Origin of the sequence: Streptomyces sp. HB132 (assembly GCF_016909575.1) — a bacterium.
Taxonomy (GTDB): Bacteria; Actinomycetota; Actinomycetes; order Streptomycetales; family Streptomycetaceae; genus Streptomyces.
Window position 1 is genome coordinate 42572 of record NZ_JAFBGA010000003.1, and the last position, 25673, is coordinate 68244.

Here is a 25673-nt window from a genome sequence, read left to right on the forward strand (position 1 = left end):
TCACCCCTTCTTCGCCGGCCGGCGCACGTGCACGGAGAGGCCGGGCGGCCGCGCGAGGCCCAGTTCGCTGACGGCCGTGGACAGGACGGTGTCCAGATCGGCCCTGACGTCGTCGAGTTCACGGAAGTGCGAGAGCGCCCGTACGGTCGCCTTGCGACGGCTCATCCTCACCCGTACCGACTGCACACCGGCCACCTCCACGGCCCGGTCGCGCAGGACCAGGGCGGCGGCGGTCCGGTCGAGTCCGGCCCGTACACCCGGGTGCCGGCGGCTCATCGGGAGCAGTGCGCGCAGCCCGGGGGTGAGAGCCAGGAGGAGGAGCCAGAGGCCGAGCGCGGCCGCCAACGCCGACCCCGCGAGGACCCATACGTCGTCGAGGTGACGGCTCGCCAGGTCGTCGGCGACGGAGCGCCGCCACTGCATGGCCGGATGGTCGGCCCGTACGGCGGCGATGTCGTAGAGCAGAATTCCCGCTCCGCCGAGGACGACCAGGGCGGTCAGCGCAGCGGGAATCCGGCGCCCCGACCAGAAGCGGCCCGCCCTGCCGCCCGCCCCGTCCGGCACGGGGCCGGGTTCGTAGGTCGAGCCCGAGGCGGACTGGTCCATCTCGAGCACGCCGCCCGCGGGCGCCGCCTCGACGGTGGGCAGGCGCCGCGTGCTGTTCTCCGGGTCCTGGGGCTCATTCATCGGATGCTCCCCTCCGGTGCGGTGCCCGCTCCCGACAGATGCAGCCGTTCGACCTGGACCGCCACTTCGGGCACCTCCATCCCCGCCAGTGCTCTTACCCGCTCGGCCACACGGCGACGCACCGACCCGCACTGCCGGCCGATGTCGCAGGGGTAGGCGAGATCGAGGCTGACCCGCACGCGGGCGGTGTCGTTGTGCACCGTGACGGTGGCGCGCGGTGGGGCGGCGTCCTCGGGCCGCTCGTCGACCGCCTCCTTCGCCGCCTGCGCGGCGATCTTCGCGACGACCCGGTCGGCGATCCGGGTCTGCCCGCGCTCCGCGGGGTCGACCCGGCCTGTTCCGCCCGTCACCGTCGTCGGTCGCCGCGCTCGCGACTCCGGAAGAAGTCGCCGGGTTCCAGGTCGCCGTCCAGGAAGCGGCCGGCTACGAAGCCGACCGCGCCCAGCGCGGCCACCAGCAGAAAGGCCCCGAAACCGCCGAAGTACCCGGCGAAACCGAGCGCCATGCCGGCCACCAGGCCGACCACAGCCATGCTCATCGTGTGCTCCTCAACTGCCGCGCGGGAGGTACCTACTGGACGCGTGTCTCGGACTCGCCCTCGTCGTCGTCCTCGTCGGGCAGTTTGACGTCGCTCACGGCGATGTTGACCTCGACGACCTCGAGGCCGGTCATCCGCTCGACCGCCGCGATGACGTTCTCGCGCACGTCGCGGGCCACCTCGCTGATCGCCACTCCGTAGTCGACGACGATCTCCAGATCGAGGGCCGTCTGCGACTCGCCGACCTCCGCCTTGACGCCCCGGCTCACCGACTTGCCGCCGGGAACACGGTCGCGCACCGCCCCGAAGGTCCGGGAGAGGCCGCTGCCCATCGCGTGGACCCCGACGACGTCCCGTGCCGCCATTCCGGCGATCTTCTCGACCACACCGTCGGCGATGGTGGTGCGTCCACGGGTGGCGGGCGGTCCCCCACCACGCTTGGTGAGCTGGTTCTGCCTGCCGTCGTCACCACGGGACGCGGCACCGGGGCTGTCGGGCCTGTTCTGCTGCGGGCTCTCGGTCATCGCCGCTCTTCCCTTCGGGGCGGGTTGAACTTCCGTGGCCCACATTAAGTGCGCTTGCCCGGTCCCGCGCCGTGGATGGGGCAGGGTGGAGCAATGACAACGGCTGACAGCCCGCACGGGGCCGACGGATGGACCGCTGCCGTACGCCAACGGCTCGGCCTGGGCAGGCTGCTCCCTCTGGGCGGCCCCTCCGACTGTTCGTGGATCGCCGAACGGGCGGCCGCGGCGGTGCTGCGGGATGCCGCGGCCGGGTCGGGGGCCGTGCTGGGGACGCTCCGGATCGCCCCGGCCGACACGGACCACGTCCAGGAGCCGGTCGCACCCGGGCCTCCCAGTGCGCTGCCACCCGGGCCGCTGCGGATCGAGGCCGGTTTCTCCGCGACGGCACGGCGGCCGCTGCCCGCCACCGCGGAGGCGCTGCGCACGGCCCTGCTGACGGCGGCGGCCCAGCGGCTCGGACTGGTGATCGACGAAGTGGACCTGCGGGTGACGGATCTGCTGGAGGAGGAGGCCCGGCCGGCCGCCGAGCCGGCCGCCGAGCTCCGGGCGGCGGAACCGGACGGGGCCGCCGGGACCGCGGCGGCCCGCGTTCCGGGCGTCGTCTCGCTGACCCGGGTGCTGGGCAGCGCCGTCCAGCACACCGACGGTCACGTCCGGGTCGAGGTCGCGACGGCCGGGGACCACCGGGCCCTCGATGTGGCGCAGGCGGTGCGCGGGGCGGTGGCCGACGCCGTCGAGGGCGGCCCGACGGTCGCCGTGCTGGTCACTGCCGTTGTCGACCGGGCATGAGGCCGCCCCTCACCGTCCGGTGAGGGGCGGGGTGCGCTGGCCGTGGCTCAGTCGGCGAGGCCGGCGAGGTCGCGGAGCCGGCGGCCCTGGGCGGCCCGCTCGGCGGTGCGCTGCTCCTCGTACGTACGCGAGAGGGCGCCGCTCAGCAGCGCCTTCGTCTCGACGACCGCGTCGCGCGGGGCGGCGAGCAGGGCGGCGGCCAGGTCGTGCCCCGCCGCGTCGAGCTGGTCGGCGGGGACGACGAGGTTGGCGAGGCCGGTGCGCTCGGCCTCCTCCGCGTGCACGAAGCGGCCGGTGGCGCAGATCTCCAGCGCGCGGGCGTACCCCACGAGGTTGACGAGGGGGTGGGTGCCCGTGAGGTCGGGTACGAGACCGAGGCTGGTCTCGCGCATGGCGAACTGCACGTCCTCGGCGACGATCCGCAGGTCGCAGGCGAGGGCGAGCTGGAAGCCGGCCCCGATCGCATGCCCCTGGACGGCCGCGATCGACACGATGTCGTTGCGGCGCCACCAGGTGAAGGCCTCCTGGTACTCGGCGATGATCGCTTCGAGCTCGGCCTCCGAGCCACGCGCCATGTCGATGAAGGACGGCTCGCCGTCGAATCCCTCGGGTGCGAATGCCTGCCGGTCGAGTCCCGCGGAGAAGGACTTGCCTTCGCCACGCAGCACGACGACCCGCACGCTGCCGGGGAGCGCCCGTCCGGCCTCCGCCAACGCCCGCCACAGAGCGGGAGACTGAGCGTTGCGCTTGGCCGGATTGGTGAGCGTCACCGTGGCAACCGCGTCATCGACGGTGAGCCGTACGCCGTCCTTGTCGAGCACAGAGTCGAGCGAGGTCATGGAGCGCCTCCGGATCGGGTGCAGTCAGCACTTACTGGCAAGTAACTGAACAGTAACCACCCGGACGACCTGACGGTCGGCCGGGTGGCCACCCCGTGTTCCGGTGAGCCCCGGGGCCGGCCTGGGCCGGTCCGTGACCGCCGCCCCGCCGTCAGGCCGAAGCGGCCTTCTTGCCGCGAGTCGCTCCGCCGCGTCCCCGCAGAGTGACTCCGGACTCACTGAGCATCCGGTGGACGAATCCGTAGGAGCGGCCTGTTTCCTCGGCCAGCGCCCGGATGCTCGCACCGGAGTCGTACTTCTTCTTCAGGTCTGCCGCGAGCTTGTCACGCGCGGCGCCGGTTACCCGGCTGCCCTTCTTCAGAGTCTCGGCCACCCGTGCCTCCTCAAGGAAGTGCGCTCTGGACTCTCATGATCACCCCTCCCCGGCTTCCTGGCCACCCATTCGGCAAGGTACGTACGACCGGATTCCGCATCCCGAAGCGCTCCGACACAAGCGGAGTCAGGCATTCCAAGGGGTGTCGGGGCCGCGCCGGACGATCTGCGGGACATACCGGCAGGTCAGGGCCGTGCGGGAGGGGGCATCGGAAAATGAGTGCGCCCGGCAGGCATCCGCCGGGCGCCGCGCCGGGGTACGAGACCCGCTCATCCAGATGATGGATCACCGATGGGCCGAATGATCCAGACGCACTGGATCACCGGGTCCCGCATCGGAGGGGACCTCCCGCGGGTCAGGCGAGGGCGACCAGGTCCCGGTAGTCCGCACCCCAGAGGTCCTCGACCCCGTCGGGCAGCAGGATGATGCGCTCCGGCTGGAGCGCCTCGACCGCGCCCTCGTCGTGGGTGACGAGTACGACGGCGCCCTTGTACGTGCGCAGCGCTCCGAGGATCTCCTCGCGGCTGGCCGGGTCGAGGTTGTTCGTCGGCTCGTCGAGCAGCAGCACGTTGGCGGAGGAGACGACGAGCGTCGCCAGGGCCAGCCGGGTCTTCTCCCCGCCGGAGAGCACTCCGGCGGGCTTGTCCACGTCGTCGCCGGAGAAGAGGAAGGAACCGAGCGTCTTGCGGACCTCGACGAGATCGAGGTCGGGCGCCGCGCTGCGCATGTTCTCCAGGACGGTGCGCTCCGGGTCCAGGGTCTCGTGCTCCTGGGCGTAGTAGCCGAGCTTCAGGCCGTGGCCCTCGATGATCTGACCGGTGTCGGCCTTCTCTGCGCCTCCGAGGAGCCGGAGCAGGGTGGTCTTGCCCGCACCGTTGAGGCCGAGGATGACGACGCGTGAGCCCTTGTCGATGGCGAGGTCCACGTCTGTGAAGATCTCGAGCGAGCCGTAGGACTTGGAGAGTCCCTCGGCCATCAGCGGGGTCTTGCCGCACGGGGACGGCTCGGGGAAACGCAGCTTCGCCACCTTGTCGGAGACCCGCACGGCCTCGAGCCCCGAGAGCAGACGCTCGGCCCGCTTGGCCATGTTCTGCGCGGCGACGGTCTTGGTCGCCTTGGCGCGCATCTTGTCCGCCTGGGAGTTCAGGGACGCGGCCTTCTTCTCGGCGTTCTGGCGCTCGCGCTTGCGGCGCTTCTCGTCGGCCTCGCGCTGCTGCTGGTAGAGCTTCCAGCCCATGTTGTAGATGTCGATCTGCGCACGGTTGGCGTCAAGGTAGAAGACCTTGTTGACCACGGTCTCGACGAGCTCGACGTCGTGGGAGATCACGATGAAGCCGCCGCGGTACGTCTTCAGGTAGTCGCGCAGCCAGACGATCGAGTCCGCGTCGAGGTGGTTGGTGGGCTCGTCGAGGAGCAGGGTGTCGGCGTCCGAGAACAGGATGCGGGCGAGCTCGACACGGCGGCGCTGACCACCGGAGAGAGTGTGCAGGGGCTGGCCGAGCACCCGGTCGGGCAGGCTCAGCGCGGCGGCGATGGTGGCGGCCTCGGCCTCGGCGGCGTATCCGCCCTTGGTGAGGAACTCCGTCTCCAGGCGTTCGTAGCGCTTCATCGCCTTCTCGCGGGTGGCGCCCTTGCCGTTCGCCATCCGCTCCTCGTTCTCCCGCATCTTGCGCAGGATCTCGTCGAGCCCGCGGGCCGAGAGGATGCGGTCGCGGGCCAGGACGTCGAGGTCGCCGGTGCGCGGGTCCTGCGGGAGGTAGCCGACCTCACCGCTGTTGGTGATGGTGCCGCCGGCCGGCGTCCCCTCACCCGCCAGGCACTTGGTGAGGGTGGTCTTGCCCGCGCCGTTGCGGCCTACCAGGCCGATGCGGTCGCCCTTGGCGATACGGAAGGAGGCGGACTCGATGAGGATGCGGGCGCCGGCGCGCAGCTCGATACCGGAAGCGGTGATCACGGAAATACTCCAGGGCGGAATGGACGGCGGAGGGACAGCGGACTCACGACTCGACGCCGTCTAGTGCACAAGGAGAATTGCCATGGGACCCAGTCTACTGGCGGCGTCCACCGGCTTTTCCGCATGCTCACGGCCCACGGGAGCCCTGCGAGGGCACCCACGGCCACGTCACGCCGCCGGGCATCCCCCTGCGACCCGGCCGATACTCGATGGAGAAGCGAGACGGAGATCACATCGGCACGGTGTGTGTGCGGAGAGGGTGAGCGCGATGGCGGGCACGAAGGACGTCCCCACGGTTTTTCCGACGATTCTGTACGCCGACGCGAAAGCGGCGATCAGGGTGCTGACCCAGGCCCTGGGCTTCACCGAGGAAGCGGTGTACGAGGGAGAGGACGGCAGCGTCCTGCACGCCGAGCTGTCCTGCGGCGACGGCAGGGTGATGCTCGGGTCGAAGGGCGGCCGGGGCGTCTTCGCCGAGGCGATGGCGGGCGCCGGGCCGGCCGGGGTGTACGTGGTGGTGGACGAGGTGGACGCCCACCACGCCCGGGCGGTGGAGCACGGCGTGGAGATCCTGATGCCGCCGACCGACCAGGACTACGGCTCGCGCGACTACATGGCGCGGGACGCCGAGGGCAACGTGTGGAGCTTCGGTACGTACGCCCCGGGGTCCTCGGGCTGAGCGCCCCCGGGACGGCACGGTCCCGCACGGGTCACCGCGCGGCCCGCACGGCTCACACCCCGCCGGTGTGCACCTGGAAGGCCGCGCGGCGCACGGCTTTGGCCAGGGCCGGGTCCGGGTGGGCCGCGGCCAGGGCGACCAGCACCTGGACGGTCCGCGGATGACCGACGGCCCGTACCTCGTCCAGGAGCGCGGGCACCGTGCCCTGGACGGCGGAGTCGAGATGACGGACCAGCAGCCCGGTCTCGCCGTGGTCGGCCACGGCCGCGGCGGTGTCGACCCAGAGCCAGGTGGCCTCCTCACGGCTGAGGACGTCCTGGGCGTCGTCCGGGTCGGTGCCCTCGTACTCGGCGAGCCAGAGCAGGGCGTAGGGGCGCAGCGACGCCTCGGTGACGACGGAACGGACGACGGGCTCCGCCGGGGCTCCCACGACGCGCAGTGCCTCGAAGGCGAGGCCGCGCAGCAGGGCGTCCTCGCCGCGGGCGACGGCCAGCAGTTCGGCCACGGCGCTGCCGACGGGGCGTGCGGCGAGCCAGGCCCGGTATTCGGCGCGGGCAGGACCGGGAGTGAGCCGCGCGCAGCCGAGCAGCATGTCGGCCGCGGACTGCTCGATGTTGCCGGCCGGGCTCTGGGCGGCGACGCAGATCTGCTCCAGCTTGACCCAGACCGCCCAGTTGCCCAGCGGGGTGAGTGTGGCGAGGCCCTCGCCGAGCGTGAGTGCGCCGACGGAGGCGAGGCCCTCCAGGGCCCAGTCGAGCAGCAGCGCGTTCAGGTCGGCGGGTCGTCCGCCGACGGGGGCGGGCTGCTCCTGCGGCCCGTACGGAACCTCGCACCGCTCGTCGTGGAGTTCCGCGACGCGCTGGCCGAGCAGGTCGAGGAGTGCGGGCACGGTGACCGCGCCCGCCGAGAGCTGGAGGAGGGAGAGCACCTGGGGCACTGCCTCGACGGCTTCCGCCACGGCGGTCGCCTCGACGCCTTCGGGTGAGGCGTGGACGAGCGACCAGGCGTCGAAGAGCGCCACCCAGCCGCGGAGCACGGCGGAGTCGTCGCGGTCCCAGGCGCGCAGCCGCCAGCCGCGGCGGGCGGTGTCGCCGTGCATCTCGATGAGTCCGGCCAGCCTGGCCCGGTCCCAGCCGGCCCGCACCTGGGCCGGGGACAGATGGAGCGCGGCGGCGGCCCGCTCCAGGGCCGGGGCGGCGAGCGGGGCGGAGCCGGCGCTCGTCCCGTCCGCGGCCCAGTGGGCGATCCGGACGGCGTCGGCCAGTACGGCCCTGGCCTGGCGCGCCAGTTCCGCCGGGGGCGGGGTGCCCTCGGGTGGCCGGGGGGCCGGCCTGGTGCGCCGGGTCGTCACTGCCTTGCGGGCGGTCGCCTGGGGTCGCGGGCGGACAAGTCGCAGCCTGGAGTCGCGCGGGGTACGGGACGTCACGAGGAGCAGTCTTGCCTCTGACGGGCCGAAAGCCCAAACGGAAGCCGTGTCACCGGGATTCGCGGGGCTTCGGGACGGGGGCACCAACCGGGTGGTTCCGGGCCATCAGCTCACATCAGGGGCGTGAGGAAGCGCCTGAGGGCCTCTTCGTAACCGGCCGGATCCGCGTTCCACATCGCCGCATGCGGAGCCTGCGGTACGGAGTGCAGGGTCACCAGGTCGGGCCGGCGTGCCGCGAGTTCCCGGGACTGCTGCCACGGGGCCAGCGCGTCGTCGGGTCCGTGGACGATCAGGGTGGGGGCGTGCAGGGCCGTCGGCACCGAGGTGTCCAGGAGCGGGGCGCCGTGCAGCCCGGTCTGGCCCTGGGCGGCCCGGACGGCGAGGGGCAGCAGCGCGGAGGGGACGCCCCGGGCCGAGGCGAGGGCCCGCAGGGTGGTCCTCCAGTCCAGGACCGGGGAGTCGAGGACGAGACCGCTGACCCGGTCGCGGAGCGCGGAGTTGACGGCCGCGTGCAGGGCCATCGACGCACCGGACGACCAGCCGTGCAGGATGACGTTCTCGGCCCCGTAGCGCACGGCGTAGCGGATGGCCGCGTCGAGGTCGCGCCATTCGGACTCGCCGAGGTGGGTGAGCCCGTCCGGGGAGCGCGGGGCGCCCGCGTCGCCGCGGTAGGACACGTCGAGCACGGGGAACTGCTGGGCGTGAAGGAACCCCAGCACGTTCAGGGGGTGGTCCCTGGTGGTGCCGAGGCCGTGCACGGTGATCACCCAGGTGTCGCGGGCTGCGGGCACGAACCACGCGGGCAGGGCGCCGAGTTCACCGGGGACCTCGACCTCCTTGTACGCGAGGCCGAGCGCGGTGAGCGGATCGCCGCGGTGGAGTTCGGGGGTGAGGCGGACCCTGGCACCCGGCTGCAGGCTGCCCAGGGTCACGCGGTCCAGCCGGCGTACGACCGTGTCGGCGGAGGCCGCGTCGTCCCCCTGCTGTGCGACCACCGGGCCGACCACCGCGTGGACGCCTCGGCCGGCCAGTCCGTACGTGCCGGGACGCAGCGCGGGGAAGGAGCGGGTCAGGGTGACCTGCCCGGCCGCGGTGGCGTGCACGGTGAGACGGCGGTCGGCCGGGAAGGGGCGTTGCGAGGGCGCCCCGAGGGCGGCGTCGCTGGCGTAGCGGCCGGCGGCGACCGCTGCCGCGCCGACGCCGAGGATCGAGGTTGCGGCCACTGCCGCCACTGTTGCCGGGCGCACGGCTCCAGTGTCCCGGGCGGCGGCGTCGTCGGCCAGTGGGCGTCGGCCGTACGGTGCGGCGCCGGGGCTCAGCCGGGCTGGCCGTACCCCTTCAGGGCCTCCTGCACGTCGCGCAGCTGGGCCGGGGTGAGGAGGGCCGGCCGGTGGCCGGGCACGGAGCTCGCGGTGAGCCAGAGCCTGCACATCCATTCGAGCTGGGCGGTGCGGTCGTAGGCCTCGTCGAGGGTGGGCCCGTGGGTGACGGTGCCGTGGTTGCGCAGCAGGCAGCCGGTGCGGTCGCGCAGGGCGGCCAGCATGTTGTCGGCGAGTTCCCGCGTCCCGTAGAGCGCGTACGGGGCGGTACGGACGGGGCCGCCGAGCATCGCGGCGGCGTAGTGGATGAGCGGCACCTCGGTGACGAGGGTGGAGACGGCCGTGGCGTGCACGGCGTGGGTGTGGACGACGGCGGCGGCGTCGCTGCCCCGGTAGACGGCGAGGTGGAGAGGGAGTTCGCTGGTCGGGGCCAGGTCGCCCAGTACCTGACGTCCTTCGAGGTCGACGCCGACCACGTCGGCCGGGCCGAGCCGGTCGTAGGGCACCCCGCTGGGGGTGACCAGGACGATGTCGCCGACCCGGGCCGACACGTTGCCCGAGGTGCCGACGACGAGGCCGTCCGCCGCGGTCCGCCGGGCCGTCGCGACGACACCGTCCCATGCCTGTTCGATCGCGTCTCTGTGCTCGTCGGTCATGCGGGGATCCTAGGGGCACGTGACCCATGTCTCGCCGGTGCAGCGCACCGGTCGCCGCCGGAGCCGCCCGCGCGGGACGGGAGCCGGGCCTCGCACCGGCCGCGGAGGTCCGACCCACCCACCGCGCACACAAGCGGAACCGGCACACGCGGTTGGGGTCACCATGCCGCCCTGCCCAGTTCATCTTCCGTTCACCCTGGTTGCTTACGTTCCACGTGCCAATGACGTCGAACGATTGCCTGGGTAAATGGAACACATCACGCTGCTGCTTGCGATTGTGGTCGTGACAGCTCTCGTGTTCGATTTCACGAACGGTTTCCACGACACCGCCAACGCGATGGCCACCACCATCTCGACCGGCGCTCTCAAGCCCAAGACAGCGGTGGCCATGTCCGCCGTCCTCAACCTGGTCGGCGCGTTCCTGTCCGTCGAGGTCGCCAAGACGATCTCCGGCGGGATCATCAATGAGGACGGCCTCAGAACCGAGGTCATCTTCGCGGCTCTCGTCGGCGCCATCCTGTGGAATCTGCTGACCTGGCTGGTGGGTCTGCCCTCCAGTTCCTCCCACGCTCTCTTCGGCGGTCTCATCGGCGCCGCGGTGATGTCGGCCGGCTGGTCCTCGATCGACGGCGGCACCGTCGTCACGAAGGTGCTGCTGCCCGCGATCGCGGCTCCGCTGGTGGCCGGTGTCGCCGCGCTGCTGGCCACGAGGCTGACGTACCGCCTCAACCGGAAGATCACGGACGAGGCCCAGCTGAAGTCGACCGCCAAGGGCTACCGCGCCGGGCAGATCGCCTCGGCCGGTCTCGTCTCGCTCGCCCACGGCACCAACGACGCGCAGAAGACCATGGGCATCATCACCCTGGCCCTGGTCACCGGCGGCGTCCTCGCCCCCGGTTCCAACCCGCCGGTCTGGGTCATCGCCTCCGCGGGTATCGCGATCGCGCTGGGCACCTACCTCGGCGGCTGGCGCATCATCCGCACCATGGGCAGCGGCCTCACCGACCTGCGTCCGCCGCAGGGATTCGCCGCCCAGACGAGTGCGGCCACGGTCATCCTGGCCTCCTCGCACCTCGGCTTCTCCCTCTCGACCACGCAGTCCTGCTCCGGCGCGGTGATGGGTGCGGGGCTCGGGCGCAAGGGGGGCGTGGTCCGCTGGTCCACCGCCACCCGGATGTTCATCGCCTGGGGCCTGACGCTGCCTGCCGCCGGCCTGGTCGGTGCGGGGGCCGAGTTCCTGACGAAGCAGGGGCCCTGGGGTGTCGCCGTGGTGGCCGCGGTGCTCGTGGGCGGCTCCGCCGCCATCTGGCTGCTGTCGCGCCGCAAGCCGGTCGACCACACCAACGTCAACGAGCCCGCGGGCGTCGTCACGACCGCCATCGCGGCTGTCAGCCCGCCGCCCGTCGGCCTGGCGGACACGGACCTCAAGACCACGATCCACGCCCCGGCCGACCCCCAGACCGACCCGGCCCGACCGGCCACGGTGTAAGGACAGATCCGCATGAACATCGACTGGGCAGCTCTGGCCTCCGTCTTCGGCGTCAGCCTCGTGATCACCGTCGCGCTCGTCGGCCTCTTCACCCTCGGCATCCTGGGCCTGGCCAAGCAGGTGCCGACGGCTCAGGGCGGCGGCGGTTCCCACGCCCCGGCGCGCGTCGGCGCGTACGCCTGCTTCGGGTTGTGCGTGGCCGCGGTCGCGTACGGGATCTATCTGATCGTCGCCTGACCTCACGGGCACGCACCGGGCCGGACACACCACGTGTGTGTCCGGCCCGGTGTGCGTCCGGGCACACCGAAGCCTCGCAGGTCAACGGCAGGTTGACGGGCGTTCGCGGAGCATGGTGGACTGCCGGAGCCATTACGGCGACAGAAGAGGAAGCCGGTGCGAATCCGGCGCGGTCCCGCCACTGTCACCGGGGAGCAGCCTCCACACGGAAGTCACGGTCCGCCGCAGCGGACTGGAAGGCCGGAGGAACTGCGGATCCGGAAGCCAGGAGACTCTCGTCGCCGGTCACGTCGAACCAGGGCGCGGACCCTGAGTGAGGACATACGCCATGTCGGGCTGCCCTGCGTCGGTCGCTGCACCACCTGCCCCTGAGGTCCTTCGAGGCGCGACGGCCGGCTGAACCGTGCGAGCCGACCGCATCTTCGCGTACGGCGCCGCCGCCGGTCTGATCGGCGACCTGCTGCTCGGTGATCCCCGGCGGGGACATCCCGTGGCCGCCTTCGGGCGCGCCGCGGCGGGTGCCGAGGACCGGCTGTGGCGCGATCACCGCGGCTGGGGCGCCCTGCACACGCTGGTCTGCGCCGGGGGCGCCACGGGCGCCGCAGCGCTGGCCGCCCGTGCCGTACGGAACCGTCCCGCCGCCGCCGTGGCGCTGACCGCCGCCGCCACCTGGTCCGTCGTCGGGGGCACGTCACTGGGCCGCGAGGCGCGTGCCGTCGGCGGGGCGCTGGCCGCCGGGGACATCGAGCTGGCCCGGGAGCGGCTGCCGCATCTGTGCGGCCGGGACCCCCAGGCACTGGACGGGCCCGGGATCGCCCGCGCGGTGGTGGAGTCCGTCGCCGAGAACACCTCCGACGCCGTCGTGGGGGCCCTGGTGTGGGGCGCGATCGGCGGGGTGCCCGGGCTGGTGGGCTTCCGGGCGGTCAACACGCTCGACGCCATGGTCGGACACAAGTCACCCCGCCACCGGCGCTACGGCTGGGCCTCGGCCCGGCTCGACGACGTCGCCGGATGGCCGGGGGCCCGGCTGACCGCAGCCTTGGCCGTGGCCGCCGGCGGACGTCCGCGCGAGGCCGTACGGGCCTGGCGGGCCGACGCGGGCCGGCATCCAAGCCCCAACGCGGGCCCGGTGGAGGCCTCGTTCGCGGGAGCGCTCGGCGTGCGGCTCGGCGGCACCCTGGCGTACGGCGGGCGGGTCGAGCACCGGCCGGTCCTCAACGGCGGGGCCGGGCGGGACGTGCGGGTCACGGACATCGAACGCGCGGTGCGGCTGTCGCGCCGGGTGAGTGTGCTGGCCCTCGCCGTGTGTGCGGCGGGGCGGCTGGCCATGGGACGGAGAGTCGGATGAGCGGCGGGCTGCTGGTCGCGGGAACCACGTCGGACGCGGGCAAGAGCGTCGTCACGGCCGGCATCTGCCGGTGGCTGGTGCGACGGGGGGTGGAGGTCGCCCCCTTCAAGGCGCAGAACATGTCGCTGAACTCGTTCGTCACCCGTGAGGGCGCGGAGATCGGCCGGGCGCAGGCGATGCAGGCGCAGGCCGCCCGGGTGGAGCCGTCGGCGCTGATGAACCCGGTGCTGCTCAAGCCCGGGGGCGACCGGTCGAGCCAGGTCGTCCTGATGGGGAAGCCGGTCGGCGAGATGAGTGCGCGCGGGTACCACGGAGGACGCCAGGAGGCGCTGCTCGGGACGGTCGTGGACTGTCTGGAGCAGCTGCGGGGCACGTACGACGCCGTGATCTGCGAGGGGGCGGGCAGTCCGGCCGAGATCAATCTGCGGCGTACGGACATCGTGAACATGGGCGTGGCGCGGGCCGCCCGGTTCCCCGTGCTGGTGGTCGGCGACATCGACCGGGGCGGTGTCTTCGCCTCGTTCTTCGGTACGACGGCGCTGCTGAGCCCCGAGGACCAGTCGCTGGTCGCCGGATACCTGGTCAACAAGTTCCGCGGCGACGTGTCGCTGCTGGAGCCCGGTCTCGACATGCTCCTCGGGCTCACGGGCCGGCGGACGTACGGGGTCCTGCCGTACGCCCACGGGCTGGGCATCGACGAGGAGGACGGGCTGCGGGTGTCGATGCGCGGCACCGTACGGGAGTCGGTCGTGGCGCCGCCGCACGGCGAGGACGTGCTGCGGGTCGCGGTGTGCGCCGTACCGCTGATGTCGAACTTCACCGATGTGGACGCCCTGGCGGCCGAACCGGGTGTGGTGGTGCGGTTCGTGGACCGGGCGGAGGAACTCGCCGACGCGGACCTCGTGGTCGTGCCAGGGACCCGGGGCACCGTGAAGGCCCTGGCGTGGCTGCGCGAACGGGGACTGGCCGGGGCGCTGCTGCGGCGGGCCGCCGAGGGCCGGCCGGTGCTGGGGATCTGCGGCGGATTCCAGGTGCTGGGTGAGCGCATCGAGGACGACGTCGAGTCGCGGGCGGGTCTGGTCGAGGGGCTCGGGCTGCTGCCGGTGCGGGTCCGCTTCGGCCGCGAGAAGATCCTGGGGCGGCCCGTCGGTTCGGCGCTCGGGGAGCCGGTGGAGGGGTACGAGATCCATCACGGGGTCGCCGAGGTGAACGGCGGCGAGCCGTTCCTGGACGGGTGCCGGGTGGGCTCGGTCTGGGGGACGCACTGGCACGGGTCGCTGGAGAGCGACGCGTTCCGGAGGGCGTTCCTGGTCGAGGTCGCGCGGGCCGCGGGGCGGCGGTTCGTCCCGGCGCCCGACACGAGCTTCGAGGCGTTGCGGGAGGAACAGCTGGACCGGCTGGGGGACCTGGTCGAGGAGCACGCCGACACGGACGCCTTGTGGCGGCTCATCGAGACGGGCGCGCCACGGGGTCTGCCGTTCATCGCTCCGGGTGCGCCGCCGACGCCTGCGCCGGAGCCGGCTCCTGGGACGCCGGCCGGGCTCGGTCATGCAGTTGTGGTCGCTAAAGAGGAGACTCCGTGAATACGCCCTATCCCTTCACCGCCATCGTCGGGCAGGACGATCTGCGGCTCGGGCTGTTGCTCAACGCCGTCAGTCCGGCCGTCGGCGGGGTGCTCGTGCGGGGTGAGAAGGGGACCGCCAAGTCCACCGCCGTTCGGGCGCTCGCCGCGCTGATGCCCGAGGTCGAGGTCGTCGCGGGGTGCCGCTTCTCGTGCGCCCCGGGGGCACCCGATCCGGCGTGTCCCGACGGCCCCCACGAGGCGGGTACGGGCGCGTCGCGTCCGGCGCGGACCGTGGAGCTTCCGGTCGGCGCGTCGGAGGACCGGCTCGTCGGGGCGCTCGACATCGAACGGGCGCTCTCGGAAGGGGTGAAGGCCTTCGAGCCGGGGCTCCTCGCCGACGCCCATCGCGGCATCCTCTACGTCGACGAGGTCAATCTCCTCCACGACCACCTGGTGGACCTGCTGCTCGACGCGGCGGCCATGGGTGCCTCGTACGTCGAACGCGAAGGTGTCTCGGTCCGCCACGCGGCACGCTTCCTGCTGGTCGGGACGATGAACCCGGAGGAGGGCGAGCTCCGGCCGCAGTTGCTGGACCGCTTCGGGCTGACCGTCGAGGTGGCCGCCTCGCGTGACACCGACCTGCGTGTCGAGGTCGTGCGGCGGAGGCTCGCCCACGACGACGACCCGGCCGGCTTCGCCGCGCGGTGGGCCGACGAGGAGGCCGCTTTGCGTGAGCGGATCGTCGCCGCGCGGTCCTTGCTCCCCCACGTGGTGCTCGGCGACGGCGTGCTGCGGCAGATCGCGGCGACCTGTGCGGCGTTCGAGGTCGACGGCATGCGTGCCGACATCGTCATGGCACGCACCGCGACGGCGCTGGCCGCGTGGGCGGGGCGGGAGGAGGTCGTGGCGGAGGACGTACGGCAGGCCGCGCTCCTGGCTCTCCCCCACCGGCGACGGCGCAATCCGTTCGACGCGCCCGGGCTGGACGAGGACAAGCTGGACCAGACCCTTGAGGACGCGGCGGACGAGCAGGGCGGGGGCGACGACGACCCGGACCCCGACGGGCCCGGCGGGGGTGTGCCTCCGCAGGGCGGTGGCTCCGACGACGGCGGCACGGACGCGGGTGGTCACGACGACGGCGGCACGGACACGGGCGGCCCCGACGCGCCCGGCCGTGGTGAGGCCGGGAGCGGCGACGCGCCCGCACCGGGCGGCGGTGCCGGGGAACAGCAGCCCGCGCGGGCCGGCGAGCCGTTCCGTACGAAGATGCTGAGCGTGCCCGGTCTGGGCGAGGGCGCGGCCGGGCGGCGGTCCCGGGCGCGTACCGAGCACGGCAGGACCACCGGGTCGCGGCGACCCGAGGGGGCGCTGACGAAGCTGCACCTGGCGGCGACCGTGCGGGCGGCGGCACCGCACCAGCGGGCGCGGGGGCGGTCGGGGCGGGGCCTCGTCGTACGGCGTGACGATCTTCGGCAGGCGACGCGGGAGGGTCGCGAGGGCAATCTGGTGCTGTTCGTCGTGGACGCCTCCGGTTCGATGGCGGCCCGGCAGCGGATGAGTGCCGTGAAGGGCGCGGTCCTGTCGCTGCTGCTGGACGCCTACCAGCGGCGTGACAAGGTCGGCCTGGTCACCTTCCGGGGGAGGGACGCCGAGGTGGTGCTTCCCCCCACCTCGTCGGTGGACGCGGCGGCCGCGCGGCTCGAGTCGCTGCCGACCGGCGGACGCACGCCGCTGGCTGCCGGGCTGCTCAAGGCGCACGACGTGCTGCGGGTGGAACGGCTGCGTGATCCGTCGCGGCGGCCGCTGCTCGTCGTGGTGACGGACGGCCGGGCGACCGGCGGCGTCGACCCGGTGGCGCTGGCGGCCAGGGCCGGGAGGCTGCACGCCTCCGAGGGCACCGCCTCCGTCGTCGTGGACTGCGAGTCGGGGTTCGTGCGCCTCGGTCTCGCCGCACAGCTCGCCCGGGAGCTGGGAGGCGGCGCGGTCACGCTCGACGAGCTGCGCGCCGACTCGATCACCGGGCTGGTCAAGGACATCACTGCTGCCGGGAGGGCCGCTTAATGCCACAGGGACAGCCGGTATCGGTACCGGACGACGGACTGACGACACGTCAGCGGCGCAATCGTCCGCTGCTGTTCGTCCACACGGGCGTCGGCAAGGGCAAGTCGACGGCGGCCTTCGGGCTGGCGCTGCGGGCCTGGAACCAGGGCTGGCCGATCGGGGTGTTCCAGTTCGTGAAGTCGGCGAAGTGGAAGGTCGGCGAGGAGAACGCCCTGAAGGTGCTGGGCGCGAGCGGCGAGGGCGGCAGCGTCGACTGGCACAAGATGGGCGAGGGGTGGTCGTGGGTCCAGAGAGACAACCAGCTGGACAACGAGGAGAAGGCCCGGGAGGGCTGGGAGCAGGTCAAGCGTGACCTGGCCGCCGAGACGTACAAGCTGTACGTGCTCGACGAGTTCGCCTATCCGATGCACTGGGGCTGGATCGACACCGATGAGGTCGTCCAGGTCATGCGTGACCGTCCCGGCACGCAGCACGTGGTGATCACGGGGCGGAACGCTCCGCAGAAGCTGATCGAGGCCGCCGACCTGGTGACCGACATGTCGAAGGTCAAGCACCCGATGGACGCCGGCCAGAAGGGCCAGAGAGGCATCGAGTGGTGAGTGTTCCTCGTCTGGTCATCGCCGCACCCGCCTCGGGCAGCGGCAAGACCACGGTGGCCACGGGCCTGATGGCGGCCTTCGCGGGGCGTGGCCTCGCGGTGTCCCCGCACAAGGTGGGGCCCGACTACATCGACCCGGGTTACCACGCGCTGGCCACCGGCCGCCCGGGGCGCAACCTCGACGCGTACATGTGCGGACCCGATCTGATCGCCCCGCTGTTCACCCACGGTGCGAGCGGCTGCGACCTGGCAGTCGTCGAGGGGGTGATGGGGTTGTACGACGGGGCCTCGGGGCAGGGTGAACTCGCTTCGACCGCCCAGGTGTCCAAGCTGCTGCGGGCTCCCGTCGTGCTGGTCGTCGACGCGTCCTCGCAGTCGCGTTCGGTCGCGGCCCTGGTGCACGGATTCGCCTCCTGGGACCCGGAGGTGCGGATCGGCGGGGTGATCCTGAACAAGGTGGCCTCCGACCGTCATGAGGCGCTGCTGCGGGAGGCCCTCGACGAGTCGGGGCTGCCGGTCCTCGGGGTGCTGCGGCGGGCACCGCAGGTCGCGACCCCCTCGCGCCATCTGGGCCTGGTCCCGGTGGCCGAGCGGCAGACCGATGCCCTGGACGCCGTCGGTGCGATGGGCGACCGGGTGCGCGAGGGCTGCGACCTGGACGCCCTGATGGCGCTCGCCCGCTCGGCACCGGATCTGCCCGGCGAGGCGTGGGAGCCGGAGCGGCATCCGGCACCGGGCACCCGGCCGGTGGTGGCCGTGGCGGGCGGCGCGGCGTTCACCTTCGCGTACGCGGAGCACGCCGAGCTGCTGACCGCCGCGGGCGCCGAGGTGGTCGTCTTCGATCCGCTGCGCGACGAGAAGCTTCCCGCGGGCACGGCGGGGCTGGTCGTCGGCGGCGGTTTCCCCGAGGTGTACGCGCCGGAGCTTTCGGCGAACGAGCCGTTGCGCCGGGCGGTGACCGGACTCGCCCGCTCCGGCGCCCCGGTGGCGGCGGAGTGCGCGGGTCTGCTCTATCTGGCCCGTGAGCTGGACGACCGCCCTATGTGCGGGGTGCTGGACGCCTCGGCCCGGATGTCCGAGCGGCTGACGCTCGGCTACCGGCAGGCGGTGGCGGTGTCCGACAGCGTGCTGGCGGTGGCCGGGACGCGGCTGCGCGGGCACGAGTTCCACCGGACGGTGCTGGAGCCCGGGGCCGGCACGACGCCCGCCTGGGGGCTGCACCAGCCGGAGCGGCGGGTGGAGGGCTTCGTACAGGGGGGCGTGCACGCGAGCTATCTGCACACGCACTGGGCGGCGGCGCCCGGGATCGCGCGGCGTTTCGTGGAGCAGTGCCGGGGGTGACGCCGTTCCGTTCCGGTGGAGCGGCGCCGGGCGTGACGTCACTCCGCGATGCCGACCACCAGCCAGATGAAGCCCACCCCCGCGACCGTGCACAGCAGCGTCGAGCGGGCCGGGTGGTCGTGGTGCGCCTCGGGGAGGATCTCGGCCGCGGCGAGATAGAGGAGTGCCCCGCCGAAGAAGCCGAGATAGCAGCCGAGCAGTTCCTCCGGAAGGGTGAACAGCAGCGTGGTCGCCGCGCCCACGATCGGGGCCAGGGCGTCGGCGTACAGCATCAGGAGGGCCTTGCGGCGGGCGTTCCCGTAGAGGCTGGTGATCGTGTACGTGTTGAACCCGTCGGCGAAGTCATGGGTGATGACGGCGAGCGCGACGGCGGCTCCCATTCCTCCGCCGATCTGGAACGCGGCCCCGAGCGCGATGCCGTCCATCAGGCTGTGGCCCACCATCGCGGCCGCCGCGGTCAGCCCGACCTGCGGCACCCGTTCCTCGCCGGCCCCGTGTGCCGCCTGGCGTACGGCCAGCGAACGCTCGACGAGATGGGCCGTCAGGAAGCCGCCCACGAAGAGCAGCAGGGCGGCGGGGACACCGAAGACCGAGCCGCCCGCGGCCTCCACCGCCTCGGGCAGCAGGTCGAGACCGACGACGCCCAGCATCAGTCCGCCGGCGAAGCCGAGCACGAGGTGACGTCGGTCGCTGACGCGTTGCGCGACCCAGCCGCCCGCCAGGGTCATCAGGAACGCGCCGAGCGCGACGAATACCGCCATGCGCCCTTGCTAGCGGATTGAACCCGCCGCCCGCACCTCAGGGCCGCCTTACCGGTGCCCCTCGCCCCTCTGCCCGAAAGGACCTGCTCCCATGACCCGAGCCGCGCTCGTCGTCGGTGTCGGTGCCCGTCGCGGCGTCCCGGCCGAGGAGGTGCTCGGGCTGATCCGCAGGACGCTGGAGGAGGCCGGGTGCGCGGCCGGGGACGTCGTCGAGCTGGCGACGCTCGACACCAGGGCGGACGAGCCGGGAATCACCGGCGCCGCGGCACGCCTGGGGGTGCCCGTGCGGTCGTACACGGCCGCGGTGCTGGCCGAGGTCCCCGTCCCCCATCCCTCGACGGCGCCGCGTACGGCTGTGGGAACCGGGTCGGTCGCCGAGGCGGCGGCCCTCATGGACGCCCGTGAACTGCTGGTTCCCAAGCGGAGGTCGGCCTCGGCGACCTGCGCGGTGGCCCGCCGGTGGCCGACGGACGTCACCTCGGCATCGACGAATGGCGCCGAGCCGTCCACCATGGCTGCCATGCTGCCCCCCACGAAGCACACCGAGAGCGCCGGGCCCGATCTGCGGCACCACGGCGACGCGGAAGTACGCGGCCTGGACCTGACCGACCTCGCGGTCAACGTACGGACCGGCACACCCCCCGACTGGCTGCGGCAGCGGATAGCCGCGTCGTTGGGATCGCTGGCCGCCTATCCGGACGGGCGGCCCGCACGGGCGGCGGTCGCCGGACGGCACGGGCTGCCCGAGGAGCGGGTGCTGCTCACGGCGGGCGCGGCCGAGGCGTTCGTGCTGATCGCGAGGGCGCTGCCCGCACGACGGCCGGTCGTCGTGCACCCGCAGTTCACCGAGCCGGAGGCGGCCCTGCGCGCTGCGGGGCACGAGGTCGGGAGGGTTCTGCTCCGTCCCGAGGACGGCTTCCGGCTGGATCCGGCGGCAGTGCCCGAGGACGCCGACCTGGTGGTGGTCGGCAACCCGACCAACCCGACGTCCGTGCTCCACCCCGCGGACGTACTGGAACGACTGGCACGGCCGGGGCGGACGCTGGTGGTGGACGAGGCGTTCATGGACGCCGTTCCGGGCGAACGTGAGGCACTGTGCGCGCGCCAGGACGTTCCCGGGCTCGTCGTGCTGCGCAGCCTGACCAAGACCTGGGGCCTCGCGGGTCTGCGGATCGGTTACGTGCTGTCCGATCCGGCGACGGTCGCCCTGCTCCAGGAAGCGCAGCCGCTGTGGCCGGTGTCCTCCCCCGCGCTCGCGGCGGCGGAGGCGTGCATGGAGCCGCGTGCGCTGGTCGAGGCGGCGGACGCGGCGGACCGTATCGCGGTGGACCGGACGCATCTGCTGGCCGGGCTGGCGGAGTTCAGCGAGGTACGGGTGGTGGAGCCGGCCGCCGGGCCGTTCGTGCTGTTGCGGCTGGAGCGGGCGGACGAGGTGCGCAATCTGCTGCGCTCGCGTGGATTCGCGGCACGGCGCGGGGACACGTTCCCCGGGCTGGGAGCCGAGTGGCTGCGGATCGCCGTCCGCGACCGTGTGACGACCAACCGGTTCCTGCAGGCGCTCGACCTGGCCGTGCAGGGACTGCCCCGGAGAGCCGTCGGCTGACGGCTCCCCGGCACGGGGCGCGGTGTCCCGCCGTGCGGACACCGCGCCCCGGGGACGCGGTCAGTCCTGGGCGCGCCTGCGGGCGATCACCGTGGCACCGGCGCCGACCGCGAGCAGGACCGCCGCGGCGCCCGCGATGTACGGGGTCGCGGAGCTGGATCCGGTCTCGGCGAGGTCACCTGCGCCGGAGGCCGGGGCGGGGTCCGTCCCGGCCCGGGGCTTCACGTCGGCGGGCTCCTCCTTGCCGCCGGCGCCTCCGTCACCGGAACCGTTGCCGCCGGAGCCGTCGTCTCCGCCCGTCGATCCGCCGTTGCCGGAGGAACCGGCGTTCTGCGAGCCACCGTTGAAACCTCCGTCGTCCGGTCCGCCATCGTCCGGACCGCCGCCACGGGGCGTCTCGCACGTCGCTCCGGCCAGCGTGACCTCGCCCTCCACCTCGGCGACGTTCAGCTTCAGCGGGTTCACGGACACCCTCAGCCGCAGCGCAGTGGCAGCGGCGCTCCGCGTGGTCGTCACGGTCTCCGACAGGTCGAGCGTCACGTCGCCCACTCCCGGCACCTCGACCTCCGTCGTGCCGCCCGAGGTGAGCCGGATCCTCTTGCCCAGCACCGTCACGTGCCCCAGCACGTTCGACTCGGCGACCGGCTTGCGCCCGACCTCGCACGCCGCCTCGGCAGTGACCTCCTGCACCTCGATCAGCGAGAGCAGCGGCAGCCCCGGCACGTGCACCCGCGCCTCGGCGAGACGCGTGTAACCCTTCGCCCCGTGCTCGTCGACCGTGGCCTTCGCCTTGGCCACCTCGGCCTTCAGCACACGGATGGGACGCCCCTTCTCGGCGCCGTCGAGCTCGACGGCGAGTGCGGTCCTCTCCGCGCTCGCGGGCGCGTGCACCTCGTTGAGCGTGGCCCGGAGCGGCACCTGGACCGACTTGTCCAGGAGCGAGACGTCGAGCCCGGCGCGGAGCACGACCGCGCTCGCCTTTCCGTGGCCCCCGGCCAAAGTGGCCGGGTTCGTCGCGGGTGCTGCCTGCGCGGGGACGGCGAGGAGCAGGGCGACGGGTGCGGCGGCGAGCGCCAGGGCGGCCGGGCGGAAGGTGTTGCTGTTCAAGACGGTGGAACCCCCACATGAGACATGGAGCCACCGGCGCCCGTCCGATGGGGGACATCGCGGGCACCGGCGGCCTCGACTCCGTGAATTTTTACGCACAGAGAGTGAACCGGCAGACACCTAAAGCGAGTTCACTCCAAAGAGGGGTTTCCGCGTGCACATTCGAATCCAACGGCACAGGAGTTCCTCGGTTTCACCCGTTTCACTGCGCACGGGACGCACGCACCGGTCGTCGTGAGCGACGCGCGGAAGTGGTTCAACGAGAGGCGGGGCCCGGGGTCACCGCCGGTCAACACGGCGCCCGTTCCGAGGTCAACCGGTGATCAGCCCATCACCCGCCCGTTGAGCACCACCCTCCGCGGGGACGCCAGCACCCGTACGTCGGCCCTCGGATCCTCGTCGTAGATCACCAGGTCCGCCGGGGCCCCTTCCTCGAGCACCGGCCTGCCGAGCCACCGCCGCGCGCCCCAGGCCGTCGCGGAGAGTGCGTCGAGGGCCGGGATGCCGGCCTTCACCAGTTCGGCGACCTCCTCCGCGATGAGCCCGTGGGCCAGGGAACCGCCCGCGTCCGTGCCGGTGAAGACCGGGATCCCCGCTTCGTACGCCGCGCGCACGGTGTCGTAGCGGCTCGCGTGGAGGCGCCGCATATGGGCGGACCAACGGGGGTACCTCGTCTCACCGCCTGCCGCGAGGTCGGGGAAGGTGGCGATGTTGACCAGGGTCGGGACGATCGCCACGCCACGCTCGGCGAAGAGCGGAACGGTGTCCTCGGTCAGCCCCGTCGCGTGCTCGATGCAGTCGATCCCGGCCTCCACCAGGTCCCGCAGCGCGTCCTCGGCGAAGCAGTGGGCGGTGACCCGGGCGCCGAGCCGGTGCGCCTCGGCGATCGCGGCCTCCACCTCGCCGCGGGGCCAGCAGGCGGACAGGTCCCCGGCGTCGCGGTCGATCCAGTCGCCGACCAGCTTCACCCAGCCGTCGCCGCGCCGCGCCTCCTGGGCCACGTAGGCGACGAGGTCACCGGGCTCGATCTCATGGGCGAAGTTGCGGATGTAGCGACGGGTCCTGGCGATGTGCCGCCCCGCCCTGATGATCTTCGGGAGATCCTCGCGTGCGTCCACCCACCTCGTGTCGGAGGGCGATCCGGCGTCCCGGATGAGCAGCGTGCCGGCCTCCCGGTCGGCGAGGGCCTGCTTCTCGCTGGTCGCCGCGTCGACGGGACCCTGGTGGCCGAGTCCGACGTGGCAGTGCGCGTCCACGAGGCCGGGCAGCGCCCATCCGGTGAGCGTCACGACGTCGCCCGGCGGCCTCTCGTACGTGATCCGGCCTCCGACCGCCCAGAGCTCCTCCCTGACCTCGTCGGGCCCTACGAGCACCCGCCCCTTGACCCGCAGCACCGGCGCCGCCTCGTGATCACTCATCGGTTTCCTCCGTGGATACTCCGTCGTTCATGGCGGCGTGGGGGTGCCTCCCGCTCGCAGGGGAGAGACGGTCGCCTGCCGGGCAGGGCTGCGGCACGACGCACGACGGTGACGGGGACGCGACGGACAGGCTTCCGGCCGCCGGGCCGGCGGTGTCTGTCTGTGGAGCTGGTGTCGGACGTCAACGGAGCACTCCGGGATGGCGGTCGGCGACGAACCAGGAGAACCCGCGGCGCGAACCGCGGGCTCCCCCGTTGCTCGCGAGGGGGAGGAAGTCAAGGACAGCACTGTACGAGGCGCCCGGGCGGTCCACCCGGGCGGCAGGGGGCGCTGGGTACCCTCGACGCATGCGCTGACCGCGCACCGGCCGACCCGAAGAGAGCACCACCGTGACGCACCCGTTCCTCGACCTCGCCCCACTCACCGCCGACCGTTTCGCGGCGATCGAGCGGCGGGTGGCCTCCCTCCTCGCCACCGGGCAGGACGTCGTCATCATGCAGGGCGAGGCGCTGCTGCCCCTCGAAGGCTGCATCCGGGGCGGTGCCCGGCCCGGTTCGACCGCGCTGAACATCGTCACCGGACCGTACGGCCAGACCTTCGGCAACTGGCTGCGTGACTGCGGCGCCGAGGTCGTCGACCTCGCGGTGCCGTTCCACTCGGCGGTCACCGCCGAGCAGGTCGAACAGGCGCTGGCCGGGCACCCCGAGATCGACTTCGTGTCACTCGTGCACGCCGAGGCGGCGACGGGGAACACCAATCCGGTCGCGGAGATCGGCAAGGTGGTCCGGGCGCACGGCGCGCTGTTCATGGTGGACGCCGTCGCGTCGGTGGGTGCTGAGCCGCTGCTGGTGGACGCCTGGGGCGTGGACCTGTGCGTCATCGGCGCACAGAAGGCCATGGGCGGCCCGGCCGGGGTGTCCGCGGTGTCGGTGAGTCCGCGGGCGTGGGAGCGGATGGCAGCCAACCCGCGGGCCCCGCGTCAGTCGTACCTCTCCCTGCTGGACTGGAAGGCCCGCTGGATCGACGGGGGCCGCAGGGCACTGCCGCACGCTCCCGCCCAGCTGGAGATGCTGGCACTCGAGGCGTGTCTGGAGCGGATCGGGACGGACGGCCTGGACACCGTCATGGCGCGGCACGCGTCGGCGGCCGCGGCGACCAGGGCGGGCGCGACAGCACTCGGCGGCGGCCTCGAGCCGTACGTCCTCGACGCGAAGGACGCGGCGCCGGTCGCCACGACCCTGCGCACCCCGGCGGGTGTCGACGCGGCGGAACTGGTGGCCGACGCGCTGACGGCCGATCCGTCGCTGCCGCTGATCGCGGGAGGCGGGGCGCTGTCCAAGGAGATGATCCGGGTCAACCACTACGGCGCGGACGCGACGCGGGACGCCGTGCTGTCCTCGCTGGAAGCCCTCGGTGCCGCGCTGGCCCGCGCGGGCGGGAGCACCGATGTGGACGCTGCCCGCGACGCCGTCGCGGAAACCTGGCCGAGCAGCTGAATTCATTTCTGCATCACCCCGGCCGGTTTAATCGGCGCGAAAAGGGGAGCTACTTTATCGAAAGTAGCTCCCCGCATTCTTCTTCCCCGGTTCTCCGACCCTAAACGCGGCAGTCCCTGTCGAGCGGATCCACACAATCCGAACAGGCGTCACGAGAGTTACAAGGATGTGACTGAACCCACATCGCGTCCGTTATGCCACATAAATCCTGGACAAATGCACTGAATTCACCGCCCGGTCACGGCGAGCCCGCGCCCGCGTGATAACACAGCACACCCTCTCACCCAACCCCTCGCGACGATGCAATTTTGATTTTTGCTGGGTAAATTCAATTCGCATGACCGCCGCACCAGCAGATTTTGCACGTGCCCGAAGCGAATTCCTGAGAATCGACACCCCGCGAGTGGAGGACGGAGCCGCGATCTGGCGCATCGCCCGCGACTCCGAGGTCCTGGACCTCAACTCCTCGTACAGCTACCTCCTGTGGTGCCGTGACTTCGCGGCGACCTCTGTGGTCGCCCGCGACGAGAACGGCGCGCCCATCGCCTTCGTGACCGGGTACATCCGCCCCGACCGGCCCGAGACGCTCGTCGTCTGGCAGGTGGCTGTCGACAAGGCCCACCGGGGCAAGGGACTGGCGGCCACGCTGCTGGACGCCCTGACCACCCGGGTCGCCTCCGAGCAGGGTCTGGCCTCGGTCGAGACGACCATCACTCCGGACAACACCGCTTCCGACCGGCTGTTCACCTCATTCGCCCAGCGCCACGACGTGCCGCTGGAGCAGGAGGTGCTCTTCGACGGTGCCCTGTTCCCCGAGGGAACGCACCTGCCGGAAGTGCTGTACCGCATCGGTCCGTTCTAGGGCC

The 25673-nt window shown here is 72.7% G+C and carries 25 protein-coding genes and 1 riboswitch; of the genes, 12 read left to right on the forward strand and 13 right to left on the reverse strand.

From position 1 onward, the window contains the following. The 4 genes from JOC24_RS07880 to JOC24_RS07895 are packed head-to-tail and all read right to left on the reverse strand — an operon-like array spanning position 1 to position 1749. Positions 1-687 carry a DUF6286 domain-containing protein gene (locus tag JOC24_RS07880; RefSeq protein WP_205019408.1) on the reverse strand — a complete coding sequence of 229 codons (687 nt, stop codon included), beginning with the start codon at positions 685-687 and terminating at the stop codon, positions 1-3. After that, positions 684-1037, reverse strand: a complete 354-nt coding sequence (locus JOC24_RS07885; protein WP_205019409.1) for an Asp23/Gls24 family envelope stress response protein — start codon at positions 1035-1037, stop codon at positions 684-686. Before JOC24_RS07885 ends, JOC24_RS07880 begins: the two co-directional genes overlap by 4 nt. Next, positions 1034-1225: a hypothetical protein gene (locus tag JOC24_RS07890; protein WP_031099868.1), complete on the reverse strand. Its 192-nt coding sequence runs from the start codon at positions 1223-1225 to the stop codon at positions 1034-1036. Before JOC24_RS07890 ends, JOC24_RS07885 begins: the two co-directional genes overlap by 4 nt. Before the next feature lie 32 nt (positions 1226-1257). After that, the gene (locus JOC24_RS07895) at positions 1258-1749 is read right to left on the reverse strand and encodes an Asp23/Gls24 family envelope stress response protein (protein WP_205019410.1); all 492 of its coding nucleotides are present in this window, start codon (positions 1747-1749) and stop codon (positions 1258-1260) included. A gap of 93 nt (positions 1750-1842) precedes the next feature. Here JOC24_RS07895 and JOC24_RS07900 point away from each other — a divergent pair, with 93 nt between their 5' ends. Further along, a complete protein-coding gene (locus tag JOC24_RS07900; RefSeq protein WP_205019411.1) occupies positions 1843-2538 on the forward strand; it encodes a hypothetical protein in 696 nt (231 codons plus the stop codon). 47 nt (positions 2539-2585) lie between these two features. Here the strand turns inward: JOC24_RS07900 and JOC24_RS07905 are convergent, their stop codons facing one another. From JOC24_RS07905 to JOC24_RS07915, 3 genes are all read right to left on the reverse strand, one after another. Continuing rightward, complete coding sequence (locus JOC24_RS07905) at positions 2586-3377, reverse strand: enoyl-CoA hydratase/isomerase family protein (protein ID WP_205019412.1); 792 nt, start codon at positions 3375-3377, stop codon at positions 2586-2588. A gap of 151 nt (positions 3378-3528) precedes the next feature. Then, complete coding sequence (locus JOC24_RS07910) at positions 3529-3750, reverse strand: helix-turn-helix domain-containing protein (RefSeq protein ID WP_006123601.1); 222 nt, start codon at positions 3748-3750, stop codon at positions 3529-3531. Between the two features lie 355 nt (positions 3751-4105). Then, positions 4106-5704: an ABC-F family ATP-binding cassette domain-containing protein gene (locus JOC24_RS07915; protein ID WP_205019413.1), complete on the reverse strand. Its 1599-nt coding sequence runs from the start codon at positions 5702-5704 to the stop codon at positions 4106-4108. 268 nt (positions 5705-5972) lie between these two features. Between JOC24_RS07915 and JOC24_RS07920 the strand changes: the two genes are divergently transcribed. Beyond that, positions 5973-6383 carry a VOC family protein gene (locus JOC24_RS07920; RefSeq protein WP_205019414.1) on the forward strand — a complete coding sequence of 137 codons (411 nt, stop codon included), beginning with the start codon at positions 5973-5975 and terminating at the stop codon, positions 6381-6383. Positions 6384-6435: 52 nt separating this feature from the next. On the opposite strand, the gene JOC24_RS07925 is transcribed toward JOC24_RS07920, so the two are convergent. From JOC24_RS07925 to JOC24_RS07935, 3 genes are all read right to left on the reverse strand, one after another. Further along, complete coding sequence (locus JOC24_RS07925) at positions 6436-7734, reverse strand: hypothetical protein (RefSeq protein WP_205019995.1); 1299 nt, start codon at positions 7732-7734, stop codon at positions 6436-6438. A 185-nt stretch (positions 7735-7919) separates the two neighbouring features. Beyond that, positions 7920-9056, reverse strand: a complete 1137-nt coding sequence (locus tag JOC24_RS07930) for an alpha/beta hydrolase (protein WP_205019415.1) — start codon at positions 9054-9056, stop codon at positions 7920-7922. A 68-nt stretch (positions 9057-9124) separates the two neighbouring features. After that, a complete protein-coding gene (locus JOC24_RS07935; protein ID WP_205019416.1) occupies positions 9125-9784 on the reverse strand; it encodes a class II aldolase/adducin family protein in 660 nt (219 codons plus the stop codon). A gap of 247 nt (positions 9785-10031) precedes the next feature. On the opposite strand from JOC24_RS07935, the gene JOC24_RS07940 reads away from it, so the two are divergent. The 7 genes from JOC24_RS07940 (at position 10032) to JOC24_RS07970 (ending at position 18422) form a co-directional block, all read left to right on the forward strand. Continuing rightward, a complete protein-coding gene (locus JOC24_RS07940) occupies positions 10032-11273 on the forward strand; it encodes an inorganic phosphate transporter (RefSeq protein WP_205019417.1) in 1242 nt (413 codons plus the stop codon). 12 nt (positions 11274-11285) lie between these two features. Further along, positions 11286-11510, forward strand: a complete 225-nt coding sequence (locus JOC24_RS07945) for a hypothetical protein (protein WP_205019418.1) — start codon at positions 11286-11288, stop codon at positions 11508-11510. Between the two features lie 144 nt (positions 11511-11654). After that, positions 11655-11785: riboswitch (cobalamin riboswitch) on the forward strand. Between the two features lie 128 nt (positions 11786-11913). Continuing rightward, on the forward strand, positions 11914-12858 hold the full coding sequence (locus JOC24_RS07950; protein WP_205019419.1) for a cobalamin biosynthesis protein: 945 nt from the start codon (positions 11914-11916) through the stop codon (positions 12856-12858). Continuing rightward, positions 12855-14441 carry a cobyric acid synthase gene (locus JOC24_RS07955; RefSeq protein WP_205019420.1) on the forward strand — a complete coding sequence of 529 codons (1587 nt, stop codon included), beginning with the start codon at positions 12855-12857 and terminating at the stop codon, positions 14439-14441. Before JOC24_RS07950 ends, JOC24_RS07955 begins: the two co-directional genes overlap by 4 nt. Beyond that, a complete protein-coding gene (locus tag JOC24_RS07960; RefSeq protein ID WP_205019421.1) occupies positions 14438-16483 on the forward strand; it encodes a putative cobaltochelatase in 2046 nt (681 codons plus the stop codon). The genes JOC24_RS07955 and JOC24_RS07960 overlap by 4 nt, the downstream gene beginning before the upstream one ends. After that, positions 16483-17082: a cob(I)yrinic acid a,c-diamide adenosyltransferase gene (gene cobO / locus JOC24_RS07965; RefSeq protein ID WP_205019422.1), complete on the forward strand. Its 600-nt coding sequence runs from the start codon at positions 16483-16485 to the stop codon at positions 17080-17082. The genes JOC24_RS07960 and cobO overlap by 1 nt, the downstream gene beginning before the upstream one ends. After that, positions 17076-18422 carry a cobyrinate a,c-diamide synthase gene (locus JOC24_RS07970; RefSeq protein ID WP_205019423.1) on the forward strand — a complete coding sequence of 449 codons (1347 nt, stop codon included), beginning with the start codon at positions 17076-17078 and terminating at the stop codon, positions 18420-18422. The genes cobO and JOC24_RS07970 overlap by 7 nt, the downstream gene beginning before the upstream one ends. A gap of 38 nt (positions 18423-18460) precedes the next feature. Here the strand turns inward: JOC24_RS07970 and JOC24_RS07975 are convergent, their stop codons facing one another. Continuing rightward, a complete protein-coding gene (locus JOC24_RS07975; RefSeq protein ID WP_205019424.1) occupies positions 18461-19183 on the reverse strand; it encodes a ZIP family metal transporter in 723 nt (240 codons plus the stop codon). A 91-nt stretch (positions 19184-19274) separates the two neighbouring features. Between JOC24_RS07975 and cobC the strand changes: the two genes are divergently transcribed. Next, the gene (cobC, locus tag JOC24_RS07980) at positions 19275-20786 is read left to right on the forward strand and encodes an Rv2231c family pyridoxal phosphate-dependent protein CobC (protein WP_205019425.1); all 1512 of its coding nucleotides are present in this window, start codon (positions 19275-19277) and stop codon (positions 20784-20786) included. A 60-nt stretch (positions 20787-20846) separates the two neighbouring features. Here the strand turns inward: cobC and JOC24_RS07985 are convergent, their stop codons facing one another. Together JOC24_RS07985 and JOC24_RS07990 are read right to left on the reverse strand one after the other, a co-directional pair. Then, positions 20847-21893, reverse strand: a complete 1047-nt coding sequence (locus tag JOC24_RS07985; RefSeq protein ID WP_205019426.1) for an SCO1860 family LAETG-anchored protein — start codon at positions 21891-21893, stop codon at positions 20847-20849. A 323-nt stretch (positions 21894-22216) separates the two neighbouring features. After that, positions 22217-23311 (reverse strand): amidohydrolase family protein, encoded by a 1095-nt coding sequence (locus tag JOC24_RS07990; protein WP_205019427.1) that lies wholly within the window; start codon positions 23309-23311, stop codon positions 22217-22219. Between the two features lie 389 nt (positions 23312-23700). Here JOC24_RS07990 and JOC24_RS07995 point away from each other — a divergent pair, with 389 nt between their 5' ends. Beyond that, positions 23701-24807: a pyridoxal-phosphate-dependent aminotransferase family protein gene (locus JOC24_RS07995; RefSeq protein WP_205019428.1), complete on the forward strand. Its 1107-nt coding sequence runs from the start codon at positions 23701-23703 to the stop codon at positions 24805-24807. Positions 24808-25144: 337 nt separating this feature from the next. After that, a complete protein-coding gene (ectA, locus tag JOC24_RS08000) occupies positions 25145-25669 on the forward strand; it encodes a diaminobutyrate acetyltransferase (protein ID WP_239580039.1) in 525 nt (174 codons plus the stop codon). Positions 25670-25673 lie beyond the last annotated feature (4 nt).